Origin of the sequence: Acinetobacter sp. YH12128 (assembly GCF_013418655.1) — a bacterium.
Lineage (GTDB): Bacteria > Pseudomonadota > Gammaproteobacteria > Pseudomonadales > Moraxellaceae > Acinetobacter > Acinetobacter amyesii.
In genome coordinates this window covers 1-17,946 of sequence record NZ_VPBO01000030.1, presented here as the reverse complement: position 1 = coordinate 17,946, position 17,946 = coordinate 1, and the positions used below count along the sequence as shown (strand labels likewise).

Annotated in this window: 18 protein-coding genes and 2 pseudogenes; 10 read left to right on the top strand and 10 right to left on the bottom strand. The window is 40.4% G+C overall.

What is annotated here, in order from left to right:
• The first annotated feature begins 21 nt into the window (after nt 1-21).
• Entirely contained in the window at nt 22-567 is a 546-nt protein-coding gene (locus FTU64_RS14220; protein WP_168378804.1) for a hypothetical protein, read from the top strand.
• A 217-nt stretch (nt 568-784) separates the two neighbouring features.
• Nucleotides 785-1,090: a hypothetical protein gene (locus tag FTU64_RS14215; protein WP_168378803.1), complete on the top strand. Its 306-nt coding sequence runs from the start codon at nt 785-787 to the stop codon at nt 1,088-1,090.
• Between the two features lie 6 nt (nt 1,091-1,096).
• On the opposite strand, the gene FTU64_RS14210 is transcribed toward FTU64_RS14215, so the two are convergent.
• Entirely contained in the window at nt 1,097-1,540 is a 444-nt protein-coding gene (locus FTU64_RS14210) for an AAA family ATPase (RefSeq protein ID WP_168378802.1), read from the bottom strand.
• A 105-nt stretch (nt 1,541-1,645) separates the two neighbouring features.
• Here FTU64_RS14210 and FTU64_RS14205 point away from each other — a divergent pair, with 105 nt between their 5' ends.
• Complete coding sequence (locus FTU64_RS14205; RefSeq protein ID WP_180056142.1) at nt 1,646-2,113, top strand: hypothetical protein; 468 nt, start codon at nt 1,646-1,648, stop codon at nt 2,111-2,113.
• A 7-nt stretch (nt 2,114-2,120) separates the two neighbouring features.
• Here FTU64_RS14205 and FTU64_RS14200 read toward each other — a convergent pair.
• The 5 genes and pseudogenes from FTU64_RS14200 to FTU64_RS14180 form a co-directional block, all read right to left on the bottom strand.
• A pseudogene (locus FTU64_RS14200) lies at nt 2,121-3,132 on the bottom strand (pirin family protein).
• Nucleotides 3,133-3,290: 158 nt separating this feature from the next.
• On the bottom strand, nt 3,291-3,914 hold the full coding sequence (locus tag FTU64_RS14195) for a hypothetical protein (RefSeq protein ID WP_180056143.1): 624 nt from the start codon (nt 3,912-3,914) through the stop codon (nt 3,291-3,293).
• Between the two features lie 143 nt (nt 3,915-4,057).
• Nucleotides 4,058-4,213 (bottom strand): annotated as a pseudogene (locus FTU64_RS14190) (RcnB family protein); the annotation flags it as partial.
• A 175-nt stretch (nt 4,214-4,388) separates the two neighbouring features.
• A complete protein-coding gene (locus FTU64_RS14185; RefSeq protein ID WP_180026136.1) occupies nt 4,389-4,934 on the bottom strand; it encodes a glutathione peroxidase in 546 nt (181 codons plus the stop codon).
• 144 nt (nt 4,935-5,078) lie between these two features.
• Nucleotides 5,079-5,837 (bottom strand): helix-turn-helix transcriptional regulator, encoded by a 759-nt coding sequence (locus tag FTU64_RS14180; RefSeq protein WP_180056144.1) that lies wholly within the window; start codon nt 5,835-5,837, stop codon nt 5,079-5,081.
• A 122-nt stretch (nt 5,838-5,959) separates the two neighbouring features.
• On the opposite strand from FTU64_RS14180, the gene FTU64_RS14175 reads away from it, so the two are divergent.
• Complete coding sequence (locus tag FTU64_RS14175) at nt 5,960-6,841, top strand: DMT family transporter (RefSeq protein WP_180060109.1); 882 nt, start codon at nt 5,960-5,962, stop codon at nt 6,839-6,841.
• A 440-nt stretch (nt 6,842-7,281) separates the two neighbouring features.
• Here the strand turns inward: FTU64_RS14175 and FTU64_RS14170 are convergent, their stop codons facing one another.
• The 3 genes from FTU64_RS14170 to FTU64_RS14160 form a co-directional block, all read right to left on the bottom strand.
• Nucleotides 7,282-7,851: an L-threonylcarbamoyladenylate synthase gene (locus tag FTU64_RS14170; protein WP_111885874.1), complete on the bottom strand. Its 570-nt coding sequence runs from the start codon at nt 7,849-7,851 to the stop codon at nt 7,282-7,284.
• Between the two features lie 31 nt (nt 7,852-7,882).
• Nucleotides 7,883-9,064: a DNA-processing protein DprA gene (gene dprA / locus FTU64_RS14165; RefSeq protein WP_180010745.1), complete on the bottom strand. Its 1,182-nt coding sequence runs from the start codon at nt 9,062-9,064 to the stop codon at nt 7,883-7,885.
• 111 nt (nt 9,065-9,175) lie between these two features.
• Complete coding sequence (locus tag FTU64_RS14160; protein WP_180022161.1) at nt 9,176-10,330, bottom strand: LysM peptidoglycan-binding domain-containing protein; 1,155 nt, start codon at nt 10,328-10,330, stop codon at nt 9,176-9,178.
• 119 nt (nt 10,331-10,449) lie between these two features.
• On the opposite strand from FTU64_RS14160, the gene def reads away from it, so the two are divergent.
• From def to FTU64_RS14145, 3 genes are all read left to right on the top strand, one after another.
• Nucleotides 10,450-10,980, top strand: a complete 531-nt coding sequence (def, locus tag FTU64_RS14155; RefSeq protein ID WP_078191459.1) for a peptide deformylase — start codon at nt 10,450-10,452, stop codon at nt 10,978-10,980.
• Between the two features lie 90 nt (nt 10,981-11,070).
• On the top strand, nt 11,071-11,490 hold the full coding sequence (locus FTU64_RS14150; RefSeq protein WP_180035144.1) for a DUF2946 family protein: 420 nt from the start codon (nt 11,071-11,073) through the stop codon (nt 11,488-11,490).
• A 72-nt stretch (nt 11,491-11,562) separates the two neighbouring features.
• A complete protein-coding gene (locus FTU64_RS14145) occupies nt 11,563-13,659 on the top strand; it encodes a TonB-dependent copper receptor (RefSeq protein ID WP_180060107.1) in 2,097 nt (698 codons plus the stop codon).
• A gap of 47 nt (nt 13,660-13,706) precedes the next feature.
• On the opposite strand, the gene FTU64_RS14140 is transcribed toward FTU64_RS14145, so the two are convergent.
• Nucleotides 13,707-14,912 carry an oxygenase MpaB family protein gene (locus tag FTU64_RS14140; protein ID WP_180056148.1) on the bottom strand — a complete coding sequence of 402 codons (1,206 nt, stop codon included), beginning with the start codon at nt 14,910-14,912 and terminating at the stop codon, nt 13,707-13,709.
• Nucleotides 14,913-15,007: 95 nt separating this feature from the next.
• Between FTU64_RS14140 and FTU64_RS14135 the strand changes: the two genes are divergently transcribed.
• The 3 genes from FTU64_RS14135 to FTU64_RS14125 all read left to right on the top strand — a co-directional run bounded on the left by FTU64_RS14135 (nt 15,008) and on the right by FTU64_RS14125 (nt 17,616).
• Nucleotides 15,008-15,604, top strand: coding sequence for a TetR/AcrR family transcriptional regulator (locus tag FTU64_RS14135; RefSeq protein WP_180005328.1), 597 nt, complete (start codon nt 15,008-15,010; stop codon nt 15,602-15,604).
• Nucleotides 15,605-15,718: 114 nt separating this feature from the next.
• Nucleotides 15,719-16,357: an ABC transporter ATP-binding protein gene (locus tag FTU64_RS14130; protein ID WP_180056182.1), complete on the top strand. Its 639-nt coding sequence runs from the start codon at nt 15,719-15,721 to the stop codon at nt 16,355-16,357.
• A gap of 215 nt (nt 16,358-16,572) precedes the next feature.
• Complete coding sequence (locus FTU64_RS14125; RefSeq protein ID WP_180060104.1) at nt 16,573-17,616, top strand: hypothetical protein; 1,044 nt, start codon at nt 16,573-16,575, stop codon at nt 17,614-17,616.
• Nucleotides 17,617-17,946: the final 330 nt, after the last annotated feature.

Below are 17,946 nucleotides of genomic sequence, written 5' to 3'. Positions count from 1 at the left end.
AATCTTGATATAAAAAATAAAATGAAACTCAACATTAAAACAACCAATGAAGATTTTTATGTATTTCAGGTGCTAAATGAAAATCTGATGAATCCTGTTGTATATGACAAATTCGAAGTTAAGTTTCTCAGATTAGTGTTTAAATTTTTTATACTATTAATTGTCGGTCTCTTTATTTTTATTTTCTTCAAAAATGATTCTTCACTTTTGAATTACTTGATTGTTTTAGTCGCTCTTTTATTAGGATTATTGCCCAAAGTAAACTCTCTTTTTCAAAATATGTTTAAGATACGATATATCGATCATATGGCTGAAAATTCGAAAATTTTCATTGGGGATAAAGAAATTGAGATTACAGAGAAAAATCTTATCGAAAGTACTGAGTATTACACTCAAATTTTTTCATGGAGTTTAGTATCAAATATTGAGAAAACGCAAACTCATTTAATTGTTTTCTTCGGTATGTGTATAGGGATTATTTTGCCCTTAGACCAAATTAATAATGACGTAGAAAAGATAATACAACAATATTGCCCAAATATTGAGTTCAAAGAACATAACTGGTAAGTAAATTTCATTTGATTGTCTTTGATGAATTTGAAGTGATTTATTTGTAATGAATAATTGAGAAATTTCTATTCTCCATAATATTCACATCAAATCTCTTATCAAAATTTTCCCCTAATTTTTTCAGCTCAGGCTTTATATCTATCACCTAAAGTTGAATATATTTTATTCAATATTATCTTTATAGTGATTAAATTCAATTAGCTAGCATTGCACCATGAACCTTATCGCCTATGAGCCGCATTTTTGGGAACTTTATCAAGACTTTGATCAATATTACTTGAGCATAGCGGTTGATCTGAGTTCTGTCGTGTCATGTTGGGATGTTGAACTCACCCATGAAGAAGTTCAACAATATGAACACCGTGGACGCGTAAGTATTCAAGAGCTGGCTAAATCGATGGTTGCTGCTGCCTATAAAGGTGATTTTGCTTCATTAGAAAGTCGTTTAGTGAAACCTTATGAGCGTCAAGCGATGCAATCGGCTTTTAAAAAATGGCAAGATAGCCAAAAAGCAGGTTAATGCTCGTTATTCATGCATGGGTAAAATTGAAAACTCGCCGTGACTGATAATTTTAATTTTAAAAATTTGATCAAAGCCTTCATCCTGTGATGGAACTTGAAGCTTGCGATAAGTAGCACGCACGCCAACTTCTGGAATATGGGCTTTGCCTTCACGAAAACTGTTGCGCTTTAAGGTACTGTCCAAATCGGTTTCAAAATAATAAGCAATCACTTCAAACCCAGCATCAACTGCACGTTGGATATAGCGAGCACGAGCTTCCCGATCTGGGTTGGTATTATCAATCACCATTTTTGTTTTGGATGCCAAACCTGCTTCAAAGATCATATTTTCCCGATGTCGGGTTTTCAACATATCCAAATTAATACGTAAATGGCTATGATATAAATTCAACATGTAAAAGGTGGATTTGCCAGAGGCTTGAACGCCTGTAAAAATAATCAGCTGCATGGTGTCTGCAATGAAAGCATGGAATGAATAGTAGAGTATTAAATCAGCAACCCAGTTTTGCTACAATCGCTGCAAAATGAATAAGAACAATTTGCAAAGGTCTGTATGCTCAAATTTTTTACCAGTTTATCTCTGTGTCTTTGTTGTGGTTTGCTCCTTGCATGCCAAAGCCAATACGTTACGACACCCAATCTTCCCACTGAAGCTGCACTGGTCGCTGAATCGGTTGATAATGGCATCAGTACGGAGCTTGAGATACCATATTTGACCGCCTTTCGAAATCTGCGACAAGCCTATAATCACTGTGTTGCGTTTACCGCGAACAATCGCTACGTCTATACCGATAATCGTTTAGAAGAGCATTTGGAGCAGGGGACATTGATGGCACGAACTGAGCATGGGGCGTATTTGCATAAAATGTTGGTCGAAAGTTTAGATCCACAGACGACACGTATTACCTTATTTTTGCCGAAGCAATATACCTTTGCCCAAGCACGCTTTAAACAAGATGTTCAGCGCGCACTTGGACAAGATAAAAACTGCAATACCTTTGAATTTGCTCAATCCAACTAATTGAACTTTAAGACGCTTGTGAGTTTTCTTGCTCTGGGTGCTCTACACGTTTACCGCCTTCATAACTGGCAAATCGAGCCTGATCACGTTTGAAAACGGGTGCAGGTGTTGGCCAATGCCAATCTCCAAAATGGGTTTCACGATAGCGTTTAAAAGCCGCATCGAGTTCTTCCGTGGTATTGAGCACAAATGGACCGCGCATCGCCACGGGTTCATTAATCGGTTCACCTTCTAACCACAGAATCCGTGCTTCTAATCCGCCTGCTTTGAGATGGACGTTGGCATCTGATTGGAGTTCAACCAAATGCTTCATCTGAATGGTTTGACCTTCTATTTCTAATGTATTGCCTTGATAGAAATAAGCAAAACGGTTGGAGCTACTTGTTGTTGCGGGAATCACCAACTCTGCACCTGCTTGCATGGTGATTAAATAAATGTTGACCTTATTTTCTGCGGCAGCCGCCCATGAGTGTGGCAGTCGGGAAATGGCATCGGTGGATTTAAACTGCCCTGAAATCACGCGAATATCCGATTTTTTCCTTCACTATCCGTTTCAAAGACGTGAGGAATCTCTTCACGCCAAAACATTTTATAGTCGGCATCATGGGTTTTCTGTTCAACTGATGAATTAAACCAAATTTGGAAAAGTTCAAAAGGATTGGCTTTATCTTCATGCAGTAGGGGGAACATTTCACAGTGTTCAACGCCATTGCCTGTAGACAGCCATTGCACATCACCTGCAGCATAGCGTCCGCCATTGCCTAATGAGTCAAAGTGATCGACATAGTCTTGTCAACCAAGGTAATGGTTTCAAAGCCAGTGTGTGGATGCTCTGGGAAACCTGGAACCACATCGCCATAGTACATATTGAATTCATCTTTCTCTGCGGCTGTTTTTGGCCCCATGTCTGCATTTGCAGCAGGAAAATGATCGATATGATGAGCTGTAAATAAGAAAGGATCTTTTAAATCTAAACGAAAGGTAATGGGTGTAATGTTATAAATCACAGCGTTTGACATAACTGTTCCATCATTGGCTTTATTATTAAGTATTAATCTAAAAGGAAAAACAGTCGTGTTCTATAGCGGAACTGTAAGAAAAAAAGCGTTAGCTCAAGGTCTAACGCTTTTTTGATTTAAAACAGGTGGAATGCAATGGAAATGCGAGATTCCGCTATTTATTCAGTTTCAGTGGGTGCTGTAGATGAGCTTTTTCCAGCTTGATCTTGGATCAACATACCTGCCAATTTAAGCATTTCAGCTTGAATATTGCCCATTTGATTTTGAATTTTCTGAAAATCAACTTTGCTTAAATCGACTTGTCCATTGAGAAAAGGTGAGGCCAATACTTGCTGATTCGCTGCCTGTAAATTGCTGCGAATATCATTAATTTCAGTGCTTTTTAGATGTAAATCATTCAAAGCTTGATTGAAACCTTTGAGCTGCTGTTGTAGCTGGGTTGCCGCTTTTTGCAATTGGAGATGATCTTGGTTGCTGACTGCGGCTTCTAAATCGACCTGCGTTTGTTTGAGTTGTTCAACATAATTGCCGGCTTTAAGTTGCATATCCGCAACATCGCGAACGATATAAAACATATTGCCACTTTTTAATTGGCTTTGATCTGTCGCCTGACTTTGTGTCGCAGATTGATCTTCGTTTGTTGATGTTGGTGCAGGGCGATCATTTTCTGCTGCGATTTCTTGTTCCTGTTGCGGTGCTGTGGCAGGTTCACAGCCAATCAGCACCAAAACACCACTAAAAATGGCAAAAGGGAGAAGGGCATTCTGCACAAGCTTTTTCATTCAATCATCACTATGTGTTAAGTCTATGCTTTGAATATAGGGGTAGAATGTGGATTAAAAATAGATTGTTGCAAAGCAATAACAAAATAATCGCTTGAACAAAAAAAAGAGGGCATTTGCCCTCTTTTGATGTTTTGGTGGGTTTAACCTGCAATGATTTTGATCATGGCGTGGCTGAAAGCATTCATTAAAATGTAGTCACCACTCACTTTAATCCATTGTTGGTTTTTGCCTGGTTTAGACAGGTTTTTGTATTTGTTGTGGTCTACCTTGTAGCTATGACCACGGTATTTAGAAGGTACTTTTTGTCCAGAACGTCAATCATGTGAAGGATTTACGACTTTTTTCTTGTTCAGGATTTGGTTTTTTAACGGTGTGTTTTGTTTACTGTGCTGTTGAGCTTTCGTATTTTAAAATGATAAATCTCAGTTAAAATCATAATAATCTTAACTGAGAGATTGAAACATTGTCGAATTATTTGGCTAATTCAGCGTTGATAGCATCGACAATACGTGCATCATCTGCCTTGATGTCAGGTGCAAATCGTGCCACAACGTCGCCTTGTTTATTCACGAGGAATTTTTCAAAATTCCATAAAACTTCAGGCTTAGGATTTGGAGTTAAACCGTATTCAACTAAATCATCCCACCATGGGCCTTCACCAATGCGTTCAGGGATGGCTTGGGTTAAGGTTTGATAAAGTGGGTGTTTATCCGCGCCTGCCACAGAAATTTTTGCAAAAAGTGGGAAATCAACCTTGTAGTTGATTGAGCAAAATTCTTGAATTTCAGCTTCAGAACCAGGTTCTTGTTCTAAAAAGTTATTGGCAGGAAAACCTAAGACTTCAAAACCTTGTGATTTCTTCTCTGTATAGAGTTTTTCTAGGCCTTCATATTGCGGTGTTAGCCCACATTTAGAGGCCACATTGACCAATAATAAAACCTTGCCTTGGTATTGATTGAGTGTGGTGTCATCACCTTGGATGGTTTTTACCGGGATATCGTAAACTGAAGCTGACATATTCGTTCCTAATTGAAGTTGTGCCTTTCATCCTTGTTTTAAAGGGAAATCTGGTGAACAGCAAGCTTTTATCGATAGGCTTTTCGCATAATTTTTGTAGTAGTTTGCAGAATTCGAGCTGAGGCTTGCTTGAGTGCTTGGCATTTAACTAGTGGCACGGTGTTGGTTTGGGGTTTTTCCTGTATAGCGTTTAAAAAACTCAATAAAGCTTGAGCTGTGTTGATAGCCCAATTCATAGCTGAGAGCTTTAATAGACTGACCAGCACGGAGTTGTTGAATGGCATAAATAATTTTTGCACGGTTTCGCCATTCAGAAAGGCTCATTTGCAGTTCGTTCTGACTCAGCCGCAGTAACTGACGCCCACTCAAACCGACATTGGATAAGCATTGTTGTAGGCTCAAACTAAAATGATCTACATCTGCAAGCTGCGCCAAGATCGGCTTTAACACCGCATCATGGCTTTGCGGTAAATAATGTTGATGTTTGGGTGCAGTTTTTAACTGGTCGAATAAGACCTGTAGTAGGTGTCGATAGGGTGGTGTGGTATGTTGCTCTGTAGGAAAGGCCAAAATTTCTTGCACCAACAAACGAAAGAAAGGCTGGATGCTAAATACTTCCGTCTGCTTGGGGAAATTTATGCAGAGATCAGGTGCCAGTCGGATTGCCACATAATGAATAGGTTGCTCATCAATCGCGACTGAGCAATGTTCTGTATGTGGGGGAATCCACACCCCATAACTGGCAGGTGAGAGATGGTGTTGCCCTTGTATCTCATATTCGAAAATACCATCGAGACAAAAATTAAAATCACCCCAAAGACAACTGTGTGGATAGACCGTATCTAATGTGGTGTAGTGCGCTTCAAAAAGCTCGATTTGTTGTTCAATCGGTGCTGATGTCATATATGCCTAGGTGTCGATGTCTGAACTACAATATAAATGTCTGAAATCATGTATTTCAATTAAAACAGACATCACTCAAAATACCTAGACCAATCTTTGCACGATATATTGAGGAGTCAGACATGTTGCTTCAAGCGCGTTGGGCGAAATTTGCAATTTGTTTGCCTCTGATCGCAGTATTTATATGGTCGTTAAATATTACCGTCACCCGCTATGTAACTGATTATATTTCACCAGTCAGTATCAGTTTTTATCGATGGTTTATTGCATTTTTGATCCTAACCCCCTTTATGCTCAAAACCGTTTGGCAGCAAAGACAGCTTATCGGGCAGCATTGGCAGCAATTGGCTGTGCTGAGTGCTTTTGGCATGGTGTTATATCAAGGTTTGGGCTATACCGCTGCGCATTATACGACGGCGACCAATATGGGCATCATTAATGCCTTTATCCCTGTTTTTACGATTGCCGTTGCATTTTTCTTAATTAAAGATGTGCCCAACCGCTATGCCATCCTAGGCTGTGCGATTTCATTTACGGGGCTATTGTTTGTCATTGCGCAAGGAGATTTCAGTCAATTACTGAATATGGGCGGACATTTCGGCGATATCCTCATGATTTTCGCAGTGTTCTTTTATGCCTTTTATGGGGTGTTTTTAAAAAAATGGCAATTGAAACTTCCGCTACTGTTGAGCTTATATGTACAAATTTTCTTTGCCGTTTTATATCACTTGCCATTCGTATTGTATTTAGGCATAGACGCGATTAATCCTGCCAATGCGCCAAGTGTATTTTATGCGGCAATTTTTCCATCACTGATTGCACCGTTGGTATGGATGTTGGCTGTACAACATCTCGGCCCGAATCGCACCAGTATTTTTATGAATTTGATGCCGGTATTTACCGCGATTATTGCCTATTTCTGGTTGGCTGAGCAGTGGATGTTTTATCATAGTGTCGGCACAGTGATGGCGATTACTGGGGTGATCTTGGCGCAGCGTAAGTAAATCCAGTAAAAAGTTGAAAATTTATGAGAAGTGTTGATTAAAAAACAAGCAAACAAACTTGTTTTTTTATAGGGTAAATCTTTTGAAAATGGATTTTTGAGTGTAAAACTGAATTAAAAAAACAGATGCTCGTCTTAAAAATCAATCAAAAATAGGCACATATTTTGACTAAGTGGTTATAAAATCACAAATAAAGTGCTTATCAGTAGTTTTATTTATATAAAAAATCTATTTGTTAAATTTAAAAAAATATTACATAATACTTTCATCGTAAATGATGAAGTAGTTCTTAATAATTACTTGATATTTACCCAGAGATTGCAAGACCCTCTGGATGTGATTTTATACACATCCTTTTTTATGCTCAGCCATCCCTATATGGCTGAGCTTTTTTTTTGTCTGTATTTCCCCGAAAGGCAGGTGTAGACAGGCATCCGAGCTTATGCGCGGATGATTTCACCTGTTTCAGCATCAATAATTTTACTTGGTTCTTGGCTTAGGCCGAGATCACCATTTAAGTAATTTAGTTCATTGGCAAAATATTGATTGGCTTCTTGTAAGGAACGTGCAGGGGTTAATCCTGCAGGATTGGCACTGGTAGACACAATAAAGCCATTAAAAGCTTGGCATAAAGCCACACATAAAGAGTGGGTAGTCACACGGACTGCGACTTTTGGATGATTGCCTTTAATCCATGTTGGAATATGGTCGCCAGCCGGTAATAACCATGTGGTTGCACGTTCATTGGGTTTACGGTTGGTCCAGGTCGCAATGACTTGCTGACGCATATCTTCTGTTAAGCCTTGAAGCAGGTGTTCAACTTGAGCGACATTGGCAGCCAATAAAATCACGCCTTTTTCAATGGGACGTTGTTTTAGGCGCAAAATTTCGAGAAAGGCTTGCTCATTGTAGGGATCACAGCCCAATCCCCAAACAGCCTCTGTAGGATATGCGAGAACCTGACCTTTTTTAAGACAGGAAGCTGCTTCTGCAACAGAGGTGGTAATCATTTCTATAGACCTTATCTGATTCGACAAAGGACTATTGTGAACCTAATTTACCCATTCGACAACGTAGGTAGTGTCCGGCTTGTTGTGTGGCATAGCCCATTAACTCTAATTCCATCAGTTGACTGGTTAATGTCGCGGTATCAATTTTGAGTTGAATGGACAATTGATCAAGGCTTTGGCCGACCCAATCAAGCTGCCGATACAATGCAACTAAATGGTCCGGTATGGGTTCGGGTGGAGGTGTGTCCGATGTTGCTGTTTTTGGTGTGGCTATTTCGGTGGTTGTTAAGGTTTCGGCAGCCTGTGATTGCCACTGTGTGGCTAGTGCCAAGTCTTCAATAACCTGTTGTGGATGATCAATCAAAATTGCACCTTCGCGTATGAGTTGATGGCAACCTTGATGTGACTCACTATAAATATGGCCTGGGATGGCAAAAATAGATTTGCCTTGTTCGGCAGCGCGTTGAGCTGTGATCAGTGAGCCACTTTTTAATGCCGCCTCCGCCACGATGACACCAAGACTGAGCCCACTGACGATACGATTTCGATGTGGAAAATGGTGTTGCAATGGGGGAGTGTGTGGAAGAAACTCACTGATTACGGTTCCCCCATGTTGGATGATTTCTTGTCTTAAACGCTGATGTGCGGTCGGATAAGTTTGATCTAAACCTGTACCCATCACGGCAATGGTTCTGTGGTGTTGTATGGCAGCGCGATGTGCCGCTTCATCAATTCCTTGTGCTAAACCGCTATTGATGTAGAACCCTTGCTCACTTAGATAATAAGCAAAATCATAAGCAATTTGCCGACCTTGGGGACTAGGTTTGCGGCTACCAACAATCGCAATTTGGGGTTGCATCAAGGCTTGGGCATTACCTTGCCCAAATAGAATGGGCGGCTTGTCGCTATAAGGTAAAAGCTGTTGAGGATAGTTCAGGTCTTCAGGAATCAGTACAAAGTCACTGTATTGTTCAATATCCTTGAGACATTTTTCAAAGCTAAGCTGTCCACTTGGACTATGAAATTCTTCAAAGCGCTGTAAATGATTTTTATGCAGTCCTAATTTTTGCCATGTGGTGATTTGATCAGGCTTAAGGGCGTGGTGTAGGGCAGGATAGTGCTGCTGAATTTTATAGAAACTACGAAGTGAGTGTTGCACCACAAACCACAGGCGAATGTAATCTAAATGCAAGTCAGTCAATGAGTTGAGCATAATGAGACCTTTGAATCTGTCTTCTTTTTATGGTTTAAAATGATCAGTGATATCGTTGTTGGATAATAAAAAATGAGGCTGAAATACAGCCTCATTTTTATGGATTTGGTCTTAGTCATCCATCAGTGGTGGCTGAATCGTTGCACCTACTTTGATTGGTAATTCGCTTTCAAGTACATAAGCATAGCTTAGGTTATCAAACGTTTTGAATACCATAATGTTACCAATACGTTGTCCTGGAAGTTGAACACGTTCTTTGGTTTTTGGATCAGTCACGATTTCACCTTTTTGGTTCACGCTAAAGACTTGACCAGATTGAACGCCTTGCAAGCTACCACGGTCGATCGTCACAACACTGTGAACCGCTGCAGTACCAATCGAGCCCATAACACGAACTACACTACCGCCAGCAGTGACATTTTCTGCATTGGTTGGATAGAACAGTGTTGGCAGCATTGGGTCATATTCAGGAAGAACACGATCGCCACGACGAACTTCAGCATTATAAGTATCGGTTAGTTCTAAAGTGGTAATGTCATTTTCACCACGAACGGCAACACCTGAAGCGACTTGAGTCAGTTCTAAACCTGCGTTGTATTTTTTGCCGTTTGCATCGGTAAAGATGTACGGTTCGCCTTCACGGTAAACAGCATATCGTTGACCGACTTGCATGCCTTGGCCGCGTGCATAAACTGTTTGGCCTTTGGCTGCCAATACACGTTGATCAGCTGTACCTAAAATGTAAGGTGTGCCTTCAACAGAATCAGCGGCAACAATCATGCTGCGCTCAAGCCATTGCTTAATATATTCTAATGGGATAACCGGAATCGCACTGTTGAGGGATTCAACACGAACTTGTGGTTGAAGTTTAGTGCCACCTGTATAGCGACGAATAATACCTTCACAGCCATCACCTTCATCCTTACCGATGATTGGGCGGCCATTGTAGGTACACATTAATAGGCGGTCACCTGGGAAAATCCAGTGCGGATTTTTCACGTGTTTATTGCTCGCCCAGATTTCAGGCCAGCGCACGGGATTTTTTAAGAAACGCTTGGAAATATCCCACAACGTATCGCCTTTTTTCACCACATAAACTTGAGGGGCACCTGCCTTCAATGACGGTGGATTGACGTTACGAGCAGGGGCAGCTTCTGCAACACTGACCATTCCCATCCCCACACTTACACAGACTGTAAGTGCCAATAATTGTTTTTTAAACCCCAAGGCACTAAAAGTTGGCATGCCCTTCAAAACCTTTTTCATTATCATAATTCCTAAAATTATGTATGTAACTGCGTTATAATAACGATATTACACACAATTTTTTGATGAAGCATTCCTTCATTTTGTTTTTTGATCAATGGCATAAGTGAGGACGTCGTATGGCCTTATTACCTATTTTAAGTTTCCCCGATCCCCGTCTTCGTACCATTGCAAAACCAGTCGAAGAAGTTACTGATGAAATTCGTCAGTTAGCAGCCGACATGTTTGAAACTATGTATGAAGCACCGGGAATTGGCCTGGCAGCAACACAGGTAGATCACCATATTCAGCTGATAGTCATGGATTTATCTGAAGAAAAAGATCAACCCATGGTGTTTATTAACCCCAAAATTACGCCATTGACGCAAGAGACGCAGCCCTATGAAGAAGGCTGTTTATCAGTGCCTCAAATATACGATAAAGTTGAGCGCCCGTCACGTGTAAAAATTCAGGCAATTAACCTTGAAGGTCAATCATTTGAAGTGGAAGCGGACGGACTTCTCGCAGTTTGTATCCAACATGAAATGGATCACTTAAATGGTAAGTTATTCGTCGACTATCTATCGCCTTTGAAACGTCAACGTGCACGTGACAAAGTGGAAAAATTGGTTCGCCAACGTCAAAAAGATAAAGTCGCAGTTAAGCGTTAATTGATCGTGGTTAAAAAATACCTGAGACAAGCCCAATTTCGATTGGGCTTTGTTATACTTGGGTCAGACAAATGTTAGGGTTTGCCTGTATTGTTTCGTAGTGGAGTGCTGCTGTCCTTTGCAGCGGTTTTTTTGCAGATTGCTGTTTTTTTACAGCCATTGTTGCCCAAGCAATATCAAGTTGCTCCGGTCTGCGAAACCATTACGCGTGCACTTTTACTTCCCAATGTTCATGCTGAACATACCGCACATTCACACCATTCCTCTTCCGCTCATGTAGAGCAAGTTCAAGTCGATCATACTGCCCATGAACATGATGCCAGTCATCAATGTCAGTATTGTACGGTCTATGGCAATTTGGTTTTGCCCCCTGAACTTGATGTGAAAGAAGTGCTTGATCGAATTCAAGTTCGTTTAATTGCTTTTCAAAAAGCTTTCAAGCATGTCTGGTTTGTTCTTCAACAACTCTTTTTACTTCCGCAAGGTCGAGCCCCGCCACTCGCTGCATAAATCCGACGTTTTTTAAACTTGGGTCGTTGAGGACTCAGGTACGCCTTTATTTATGTATTTTGTGAGATAAACATGGCTCAGCCTAAATTTTTTCTACAGCCTCTTGCGGCTGCAATTTGTATTGCCTGCTATTCAACTTCTGTGATGGCTGACGAGATGCCCGTAGAGATGACGGAAACCAATGCAGTACAGACTTTGGCACCGATTGTGGTGACATCACATCAAGGAAATGATGCCAATGGTTTAATTGTCCGTGCCAATCCAAAACAGCCGATTCAACCGATACCTGCCAGTGATGGGGCCGATTATTTAAAAAGCATTGTGGGGTTTAGTGCCATTAAAAATGGGGGAACCAATGCAGATCCAACCTTCCGTGGCATGTTTGGTTCACGCATTAAAATTTTGACCGATGGCACAGAAAATCTCGGGGCGTGTCCGAGTCGTATGGATGCACCAACGTCTTATATTTCCCCTGAAAGTTATGACCGAATTTCAGTGATTAAAGGCCCTCAAACGGTTCAATATGCCAATACAGGTTCTGCTGCAACAGTCTTGTTTGAACGCAAACCTGAACAATTCGATGCTGATAAAAACTACCGTGGTCAAGCCAGTGTGATGATCGGTTCTTATGGTCGTTTAGATCACAATGTCGAAGCGGCTGTGGGCGATGAACATAAATATGTCCGTCTAAATGCCAGTCGTTCTGTTGCGGATAGCTACCAAGACGGAGATGGTAATACTGTGCCGTCAGACTGGGAGCGGTGGAATACAGATTTGGCTCTTGGTTGGACGCCAAACGAAGATACATGGGTAGAACTTACTGGAGGTAAAGCCGATGGTGAGGCGGTATACGCAGGCCGTTCAATGGATGGTTCGCAATTTGCCCGTGAAAGCTTAGGCCTTCGTGTCGAGAAAAAAAATGTCACAGAGGTGATTAAAAAAATCGAAGCACAGGTCAACTATAGTTATAACGACCATATCATGGACAACTTTAGTTTGCGTGAGCCACCTTTAGCTGAAATGACCCATCATGGTATGACTATGATGATGCCGAATCCAATGGCGATGCAGGTAACACGCCGTACATTAAATGCACGTATGGCGGTAACACATGAATGGGATAAGCTGCAGTTCATTACTGGACTAGATACGCAGAATAATAAACATGCCGGCAGCATGACGTCGAAAATGATGCCTTCGATGAATAAGCCCTTAACGCAAGATATGGCATTTCAGTCCTATGGCGGTTTTGGAGAAGTCAGTTATCAATTGAGTGATAACAACAAGTTGGTTTCAGGACTTCGTCTCGATCAAGTGCAAGTGAAAGATGAGCGGGCAGCTTCGAAAGCGAGTGGCTATAACACGGAGCTGAATGAAACATTACCAAGTGCTTTTATTCGTTTTGAAAATAAGCACCCTGAACATGACAATGGTAAAACCTATATCGGTCTAGGCTATGTAGAGCGCATGCCAGATTATTGGGAATTATTCAGCCCAAGATCAGGAAATGGTCATAACAATACATTCAATCATATTGATACAGAAAAAACGCTTCAGTTAGATATGGGTTATCAACATGAACATGGCGCTTTGAATTCCTGGGTATCGGCTTATGCAGGTTTAGTGAGAGATTATATTTTAACAAGTTATAAGTCTGGATCAGGAATGATGAAGGGTATGGAAGCACATAGCCGAAATGTGGATGCCACCATTGCGGGAGCTGAAGCAGGGATTGGCTATCAATTTAGCGATCATATTCAAGCCGATGTCAGCGCAATGTATGCGTGGGGTAAAAACACCACAGATGGCAAGCCATTACCACAAATCTCACCGTTAGAAGCACGTATCAACTTACGTTATATCCAAGATAATTATACTTTGGGAGCATTCTGGCGTGTGGTTGATGGGCAAAATCGTATCAGTGCGCACCAAGGCAATATCGTGGGTTATGACCTGAAAGAAAGTGCAGGATTTGGCACACTGTCTTTAAATGGTACTTATCATATTGATGAGGGTGTAGATGTATCTGTCGGTGTGGATAATCTCCTGAATAAAACCTATACCGAACATCTAAATAAACTGGGTGATGCAGGGACAGGTTTAGCGACTGATCAACAGTTTAATAATATCGGTCGCAATTATTGGGCACGTATTTCGATGAAATTCTAAGTCCTGACATTTGTCATCCAAAAAGCAGAGCGATCGCTCTGCTTTTTTTATTGGTGCATACTGGCCAGTTGTTTGGCCTTACTTTGATACAGTGCTAAACCGAGTTTTTGAATCGCACGGCCTTTTTGCTGTAATTTTTGATTTAAACTTGGGACATGCTTAGCGCCTGAATACAGGACGAGATTTCTAGCCAATAAATAATAGGCAAACCATGCGGCGGACTGTGGTTTGAGTCCTAATTTGTGCATACGTTTTTTGCCAATAAAAAATTGTGTCAGCTCCAGATGTTGTCGATAAGCCAGTTTTTGCTGAAGTGGTCGAAGGTATTTGTACTGTCGTTCAAAAGGTTCTTTAGAGAGACTGGCGCCGAGAGCCATACTGCTTGCATCAGATTGAGGATGTACAAATTGCATCCAATACAACAGTTTCCAACCATCAGATTCTTTTTCAATTAACCATTTGTCATCAATACCCATCAACCAACCCACATAACGCCAAAAATGCAAAAAGCTTTCAGTCTCTTGTTTTGATGGAAAAATCCCTAAAGCGCGAATGCCCAAAAGCACCACACTGCTAAAGGCAAGATTGGTCATCGCCAAGTCAAATTGATTAATCGGCACCCCCCACGTTGCAAAATCCCAGTCTTTGCCTTTTTGGAGTTGATGCCGTACCACAGCATGAATAAAACGCACATAAATTGTCGATGTAAATCCTGCATGCAAACGTTCGAGTCCGCGTTCTTCAGTGATATCTACCCACCATTTAGTGGTTTCAGCCAGACGTGTACCGGCTTGTTTATTTAAAGCACCGGTCAGCATGAGCGGCTGATTGAAACCGGGGAAAAGATAACCGACCATAAGTGAAAGATCGCGCAAAATAAAGCCATTATTAATCCCTAGCCGATGGGTGAACTCAAGGGCTTGCTGTATTTTTTCTGGCTCTAGCCAGGGCGGTATTTGTTCAACATGCTTAAAAAAATGTTCGAGTTCAGGAATAGGAAAGGGAAGCTGTTCTACACCTTTAAATAAAGCAATTTCAAAATATTCACGATGCTGCTTAGGGTTCTGCATCATCCACGTGAGCACTTTTTCCATCTGTGGATCACTACATTGCAGGGCTTTATTGAGGGCAAGATATTGAGGGTAATTCGGCTGTGCAGCTTGACCCGTCAAATGAGACAGCAGAAAACTCAGCAGATTAGATTGCTGCGTGGCCTGAAATGAAGACAGCCGGGTATTGAAGTGGGTGGTCATGTTTTGATCTTCAATGTTATTGTTGCATACCACACTAATATGAATATTTATTCGCATTCAATTCGCATAACACTATCGCATTGGAGAGCAATAGAATGAGAAAAAGACCACAACAACAACGCGCGAAAATGATCGTGGGAAACATTTTGCAAGCTGCGCAGTTGTGTATTGCAGAACAAGGTTTACTGGAGCTGACGACGCCCAAAATTGCGGAAAAATCTGGCGTGAGCGTTGGGTCAATTTATCAATATTTTGAAAATAAAGAACAAATCGTAGAAGAGTTACTGCTCAGAAAATCAGAACAATTGGGGTTAGCACTAAAAAATATAGTCGTGGAGCAAGAGCTGCACAGTATTTATGAGGTGATCCCACTTTGTATTCAGTTTGGCTTTGATATGTTGAAAGCTGATCGCGGCTTCTTCATTGAAATCTTAAAACATTGGCATCAATACAGTCATTCAGATGCCTCTCAGGTTTTGGAAAAGCATTTTTTTGAAGTTGGGATGTATTTATTTAATCGCTATTATTCACATTGGAACTTTGAAACGCTGAAACATCGCTCTTTTGTGATTATTAACAGTACTTTATTTACCATGATGCGCTATGTAAGCAATAATAGTTTTTTAATTACAGAACAACAGCTTAAAGTGGAATTGTCAAAGATGATTTTGGCGTATTTAGATAGTGAATGACACTTAAAAAATTAAAGTTGTCTCTTAAATAATCTATTTAATTCTGATCCAAGATATGTGAAGATAGATTAATAATAAATCAATAACTTAAGATAATAAATCAGGAACATCATCATGGTTTCTTTGAGCTTGCAGCAACTGTCCAAATCTTTTGCGGGAAAAAGTATATTTTCAAATTTAAATTTAGAGTTAAGCGAATTCGGAATTGTCGCTGTTGTTGCTGAGAATGGAGTAGGGAAGTCCACCTTACTTGCGATGATTGCGGGGATGTTGGATTTCGATACAGGCAATATTTTGATTAATGATCAGCAATATGCCCCTCACAACAATCAATACAAGAAACTTGTGGCCTATGTGCCAGATAAAAGCCCTATTTATGATTTTTTACAAGGGCAGGAGTTTCTGAATTTAATGTGTGATATTCGAGGGATAGCGCATGAGCAGTATCAAATCTTCATTGAAAAATTTAAATTAGAACACTATTTAGCCACGCCGTTTGCTGACATGTCTTTTGGCACAACCAAAAAGTTTTTATTGGTTGCAGCCTTAATGACTTCGGCACCTTTACTGATTTTGGATGAACCGAGCAATGGCTTAGATCAAAATGCCTTGGCTGAATTAACAAGTATACTTTTACAGCAGAGCCAATCAAAATTGATTCTATTGTCTTGCCATGATCCTGTATTTAGAGACAGTCTTGCAGCAAAAATCATCGAGCTGGATCGGCTAAAGTCCAATGAGCAGACGGCATGAATAAACAAAGACATGTTGGGCAGCGAACAATTATAAAAACGCTTTTGAAATACCGATAGACATACTATGTCAAGACCACAGCAGACGCAGTTGCACGGCAAAAGCATTTACTTATTTTAGTCACATTAATTCTCGGGCCAATGTTATTCGGACTGCTCTTATCATTAGTGCAGCCTATTATTGATTTGGTTTATTGCAAATCATTAATCACGAATTTGTTTCTTTGGACAGGCTTTCTTGCCTTAAATGTATTTTGGTGTGCGATACAACGTAAAGCTTTGAGCGGTGGGGAAGGGTATCGCTATCTAGCGCTATTGCCCATCACGCTTAAAAGTCGTTTTGCAGTGGAAATCAAATTTTTAGGGAGTTTAAGCTTTTTGATGTTATTGCCATTTGTTTTGGCGCTTCTATATGTTTGGGTTGAGTATGAACTCTTGGCTTCCCTTGGCATCAGTGTATTGATGCTACTTTGGATCTTTAATTTATTAATTATACAAATGCTGTTTTTACAACAGAATCAATATTGGGTTTTAGTGTGTCTTTTGACATATTCGCCCATTTTGAGCCTTGCGATATTGGACGCTCAACTCGTTGCGGTGTTGTTATCTACATTCATCTGTATAGCGGCAATAAAATTCTGGCTGCTCGGTAGGAAATCAAAACCAATAAAGCTGCAAGTACCTAACGTATTTGTGATACAGAAATATAGCCCACTCTGGCTCAATCAGAATAAATTAATTATTCGTCAGGCATTTCATAAAAGATTTCTAACCCACCGTATTGTCAGTATCGGTATTTCGGTTACAGCGGTCGTGATTTTGTATTGGTTCGCCACACAGGCGGATACTTGGAACATCATGAGCCTTGATTTCACTGCTTCACAATTATTCCAATTGATGTGTGCCATCTATATTGCACTGAGTTTATTCAATCTAGGCGTGATAAAAATGGACTTAAAATCAAATTTTGAATATGCAGAGCGATTCTGGATCATTCAAGGATTCACACTATGGCAGCTCAGAAAATACGAATACTGTGTTTTATTGATAATTGGCTTAATGATGAGTGTGCCAGTCTTGATGTGGCAACTGCTGAAAGGTGGATTCGTTGATGTGCTATTGATGGCGACATTATTTTGTATCGCCATTCCATTTATTCAATGGTTGTATAGAAAACCTGAAGAAGTGCACGGTGTTATGCCAATTTTAATGTTTATCATATGGGTGCCTGTGGCGTATTGCATGCTTTCTGTACGCTAAAAACACTTTTTTAAGTAAAACACACTGATTTAGTAGAATAAATAAACAAACGTAATGAAAAACTAAAAATAAATGAAAAAGGGTGTTGCAACGAATATGAAATGCTGTAGAATGCACATCCATCGGCGGTGATGGAGATTAAAACTTCTGATAAAACAATGACTTGGTTGAATTGATTAAGTTAGGTTTTATTTGATAAGTTTAAAATAATTTGAATTACCGGTTGACTCTTTAGAAATAAAGAGTAATATAGCCGACCTAGCTTGCTGGTGACGAACCAACAAGAAGATCATTAAGAGATTATGAAGAACAACTTGTGTGGATTTTTAC

Excerpts from the sequence above, each read along its gene's own strand:
- FTU64_RS14220 (WP_168378804.1), top strand. The coding sequence starts at position 22 with ATGAAACTCAACATTAAAACAACCAATGAAGATTTTTATGTATTTCAG.
- FTU64_RS14215 (WP_168378803.1), top strand. The coding sequence starts at position 785 with ATGAACCTTATCGCCTATGAGCCGCATTTTTGGGAACTTTATCAAGAC.
- FTU64_RS14210 (WP_168378802.1), bottom strand. The coding sequence starts at position 1,540 with ATGCAGCTGATTATTTTTACAGGCGTTCAAGCCTCTGGCAAATCCACC.
- FTU64_RS14205 (WP_180056142.1), top strand. The coding sequence starts at position 1,646 with ATGCTCAAATTTTTTACCAGTTTATCTCTGTGTCTTTGTTGTGGTTTG.
- FTU64_RS14195 (WP_180056143.1), bottom strand. The coding sequence starts at position 3,914 with ATGAAAAAGCTTGTGCAGAATGCCCTTCTCCCTTTTGCCATTTTTAGT.
- FTU64_RS14185 (WP_180026136.1), bottom strand. The coding sequence starts at position 4,934 with ATGTCAGCTTCAGTTTACGATATCCCGGTAAAAACCATCCAAGGTGAT.
- FTU64_RS14180 (WP_180056144.1), bottom strand. The coding sequence starts at position 5,837 with ATGACATCAGCACCGATTGAACAACAAATCGAGCTTTTTGAAGCGCAC.
- FTU64_RS14175 (WP_180060109.1), top strand. The coding sequence starts at position 5,960 with ATGTTGCTTCAAGCGCGTTGGGCGAAATTTGCAATTTGTTTGCCTCTG.
- FTU64_RS14170 (WP_111885874.1), bottom strand. The coding sequence starts at position 7,851 with ATGATTACCACCTCTGTTGCAGAAGCAGCTTCCTGTCTTAAAAAAGGT.
- dprA (WP_180010745.1), bottom strand. The coding sequence starts at position 9,064 with ATGCTCAACTCATTGACTGACTTGCATTTAGATTACATTCGCCTGTGG.
- FTU64_RS14160 (WP_180022161.1), bottom strand. The coding sequence starts at position 10,330 with ATGAAAAAGGTTTTGAAGGGCATGCCAACTTTTAGTGCCTTGGGGTTT.
- def (WP_078191459.1), top strand. The coding sequence starts at position 10,450 with ATGGCCTTATTACCTATTTTAAGTTTCCCCGATCCCCGTCTTCGTACC.
- FTU64_RS14145 (WP_180060107.1), top strand. The coding sequence starts at position 11,563 with ATGGCTCAGCCTAAATTTTTTCTACAGCCTCTTGCGGCTGCAATTTGT.
- FTU64_RS14140 (WP_180056148.1), bottom strand. The coding sequence starts at position 14,912 with ATGACCACCCACTTCAATACCCGGCTGTCTTCATTTCAGGCCACGCAG.
- FTU64_RS14135 (WP_180005328.1), top strand. The coding sequence starts at position 15,008 with ATGAGAAAAAGACCACAACAACAACGCGCGAAAATGATCGTGGGAAAC.
- FTU64_RS14130 (WP_180056182.1), top strand. The coding sequence starts at position 15,719 with ATGGTTTCTTTGAGCTTGCAGCAACTGTCCAAATCTTTTGCGGGAAAA.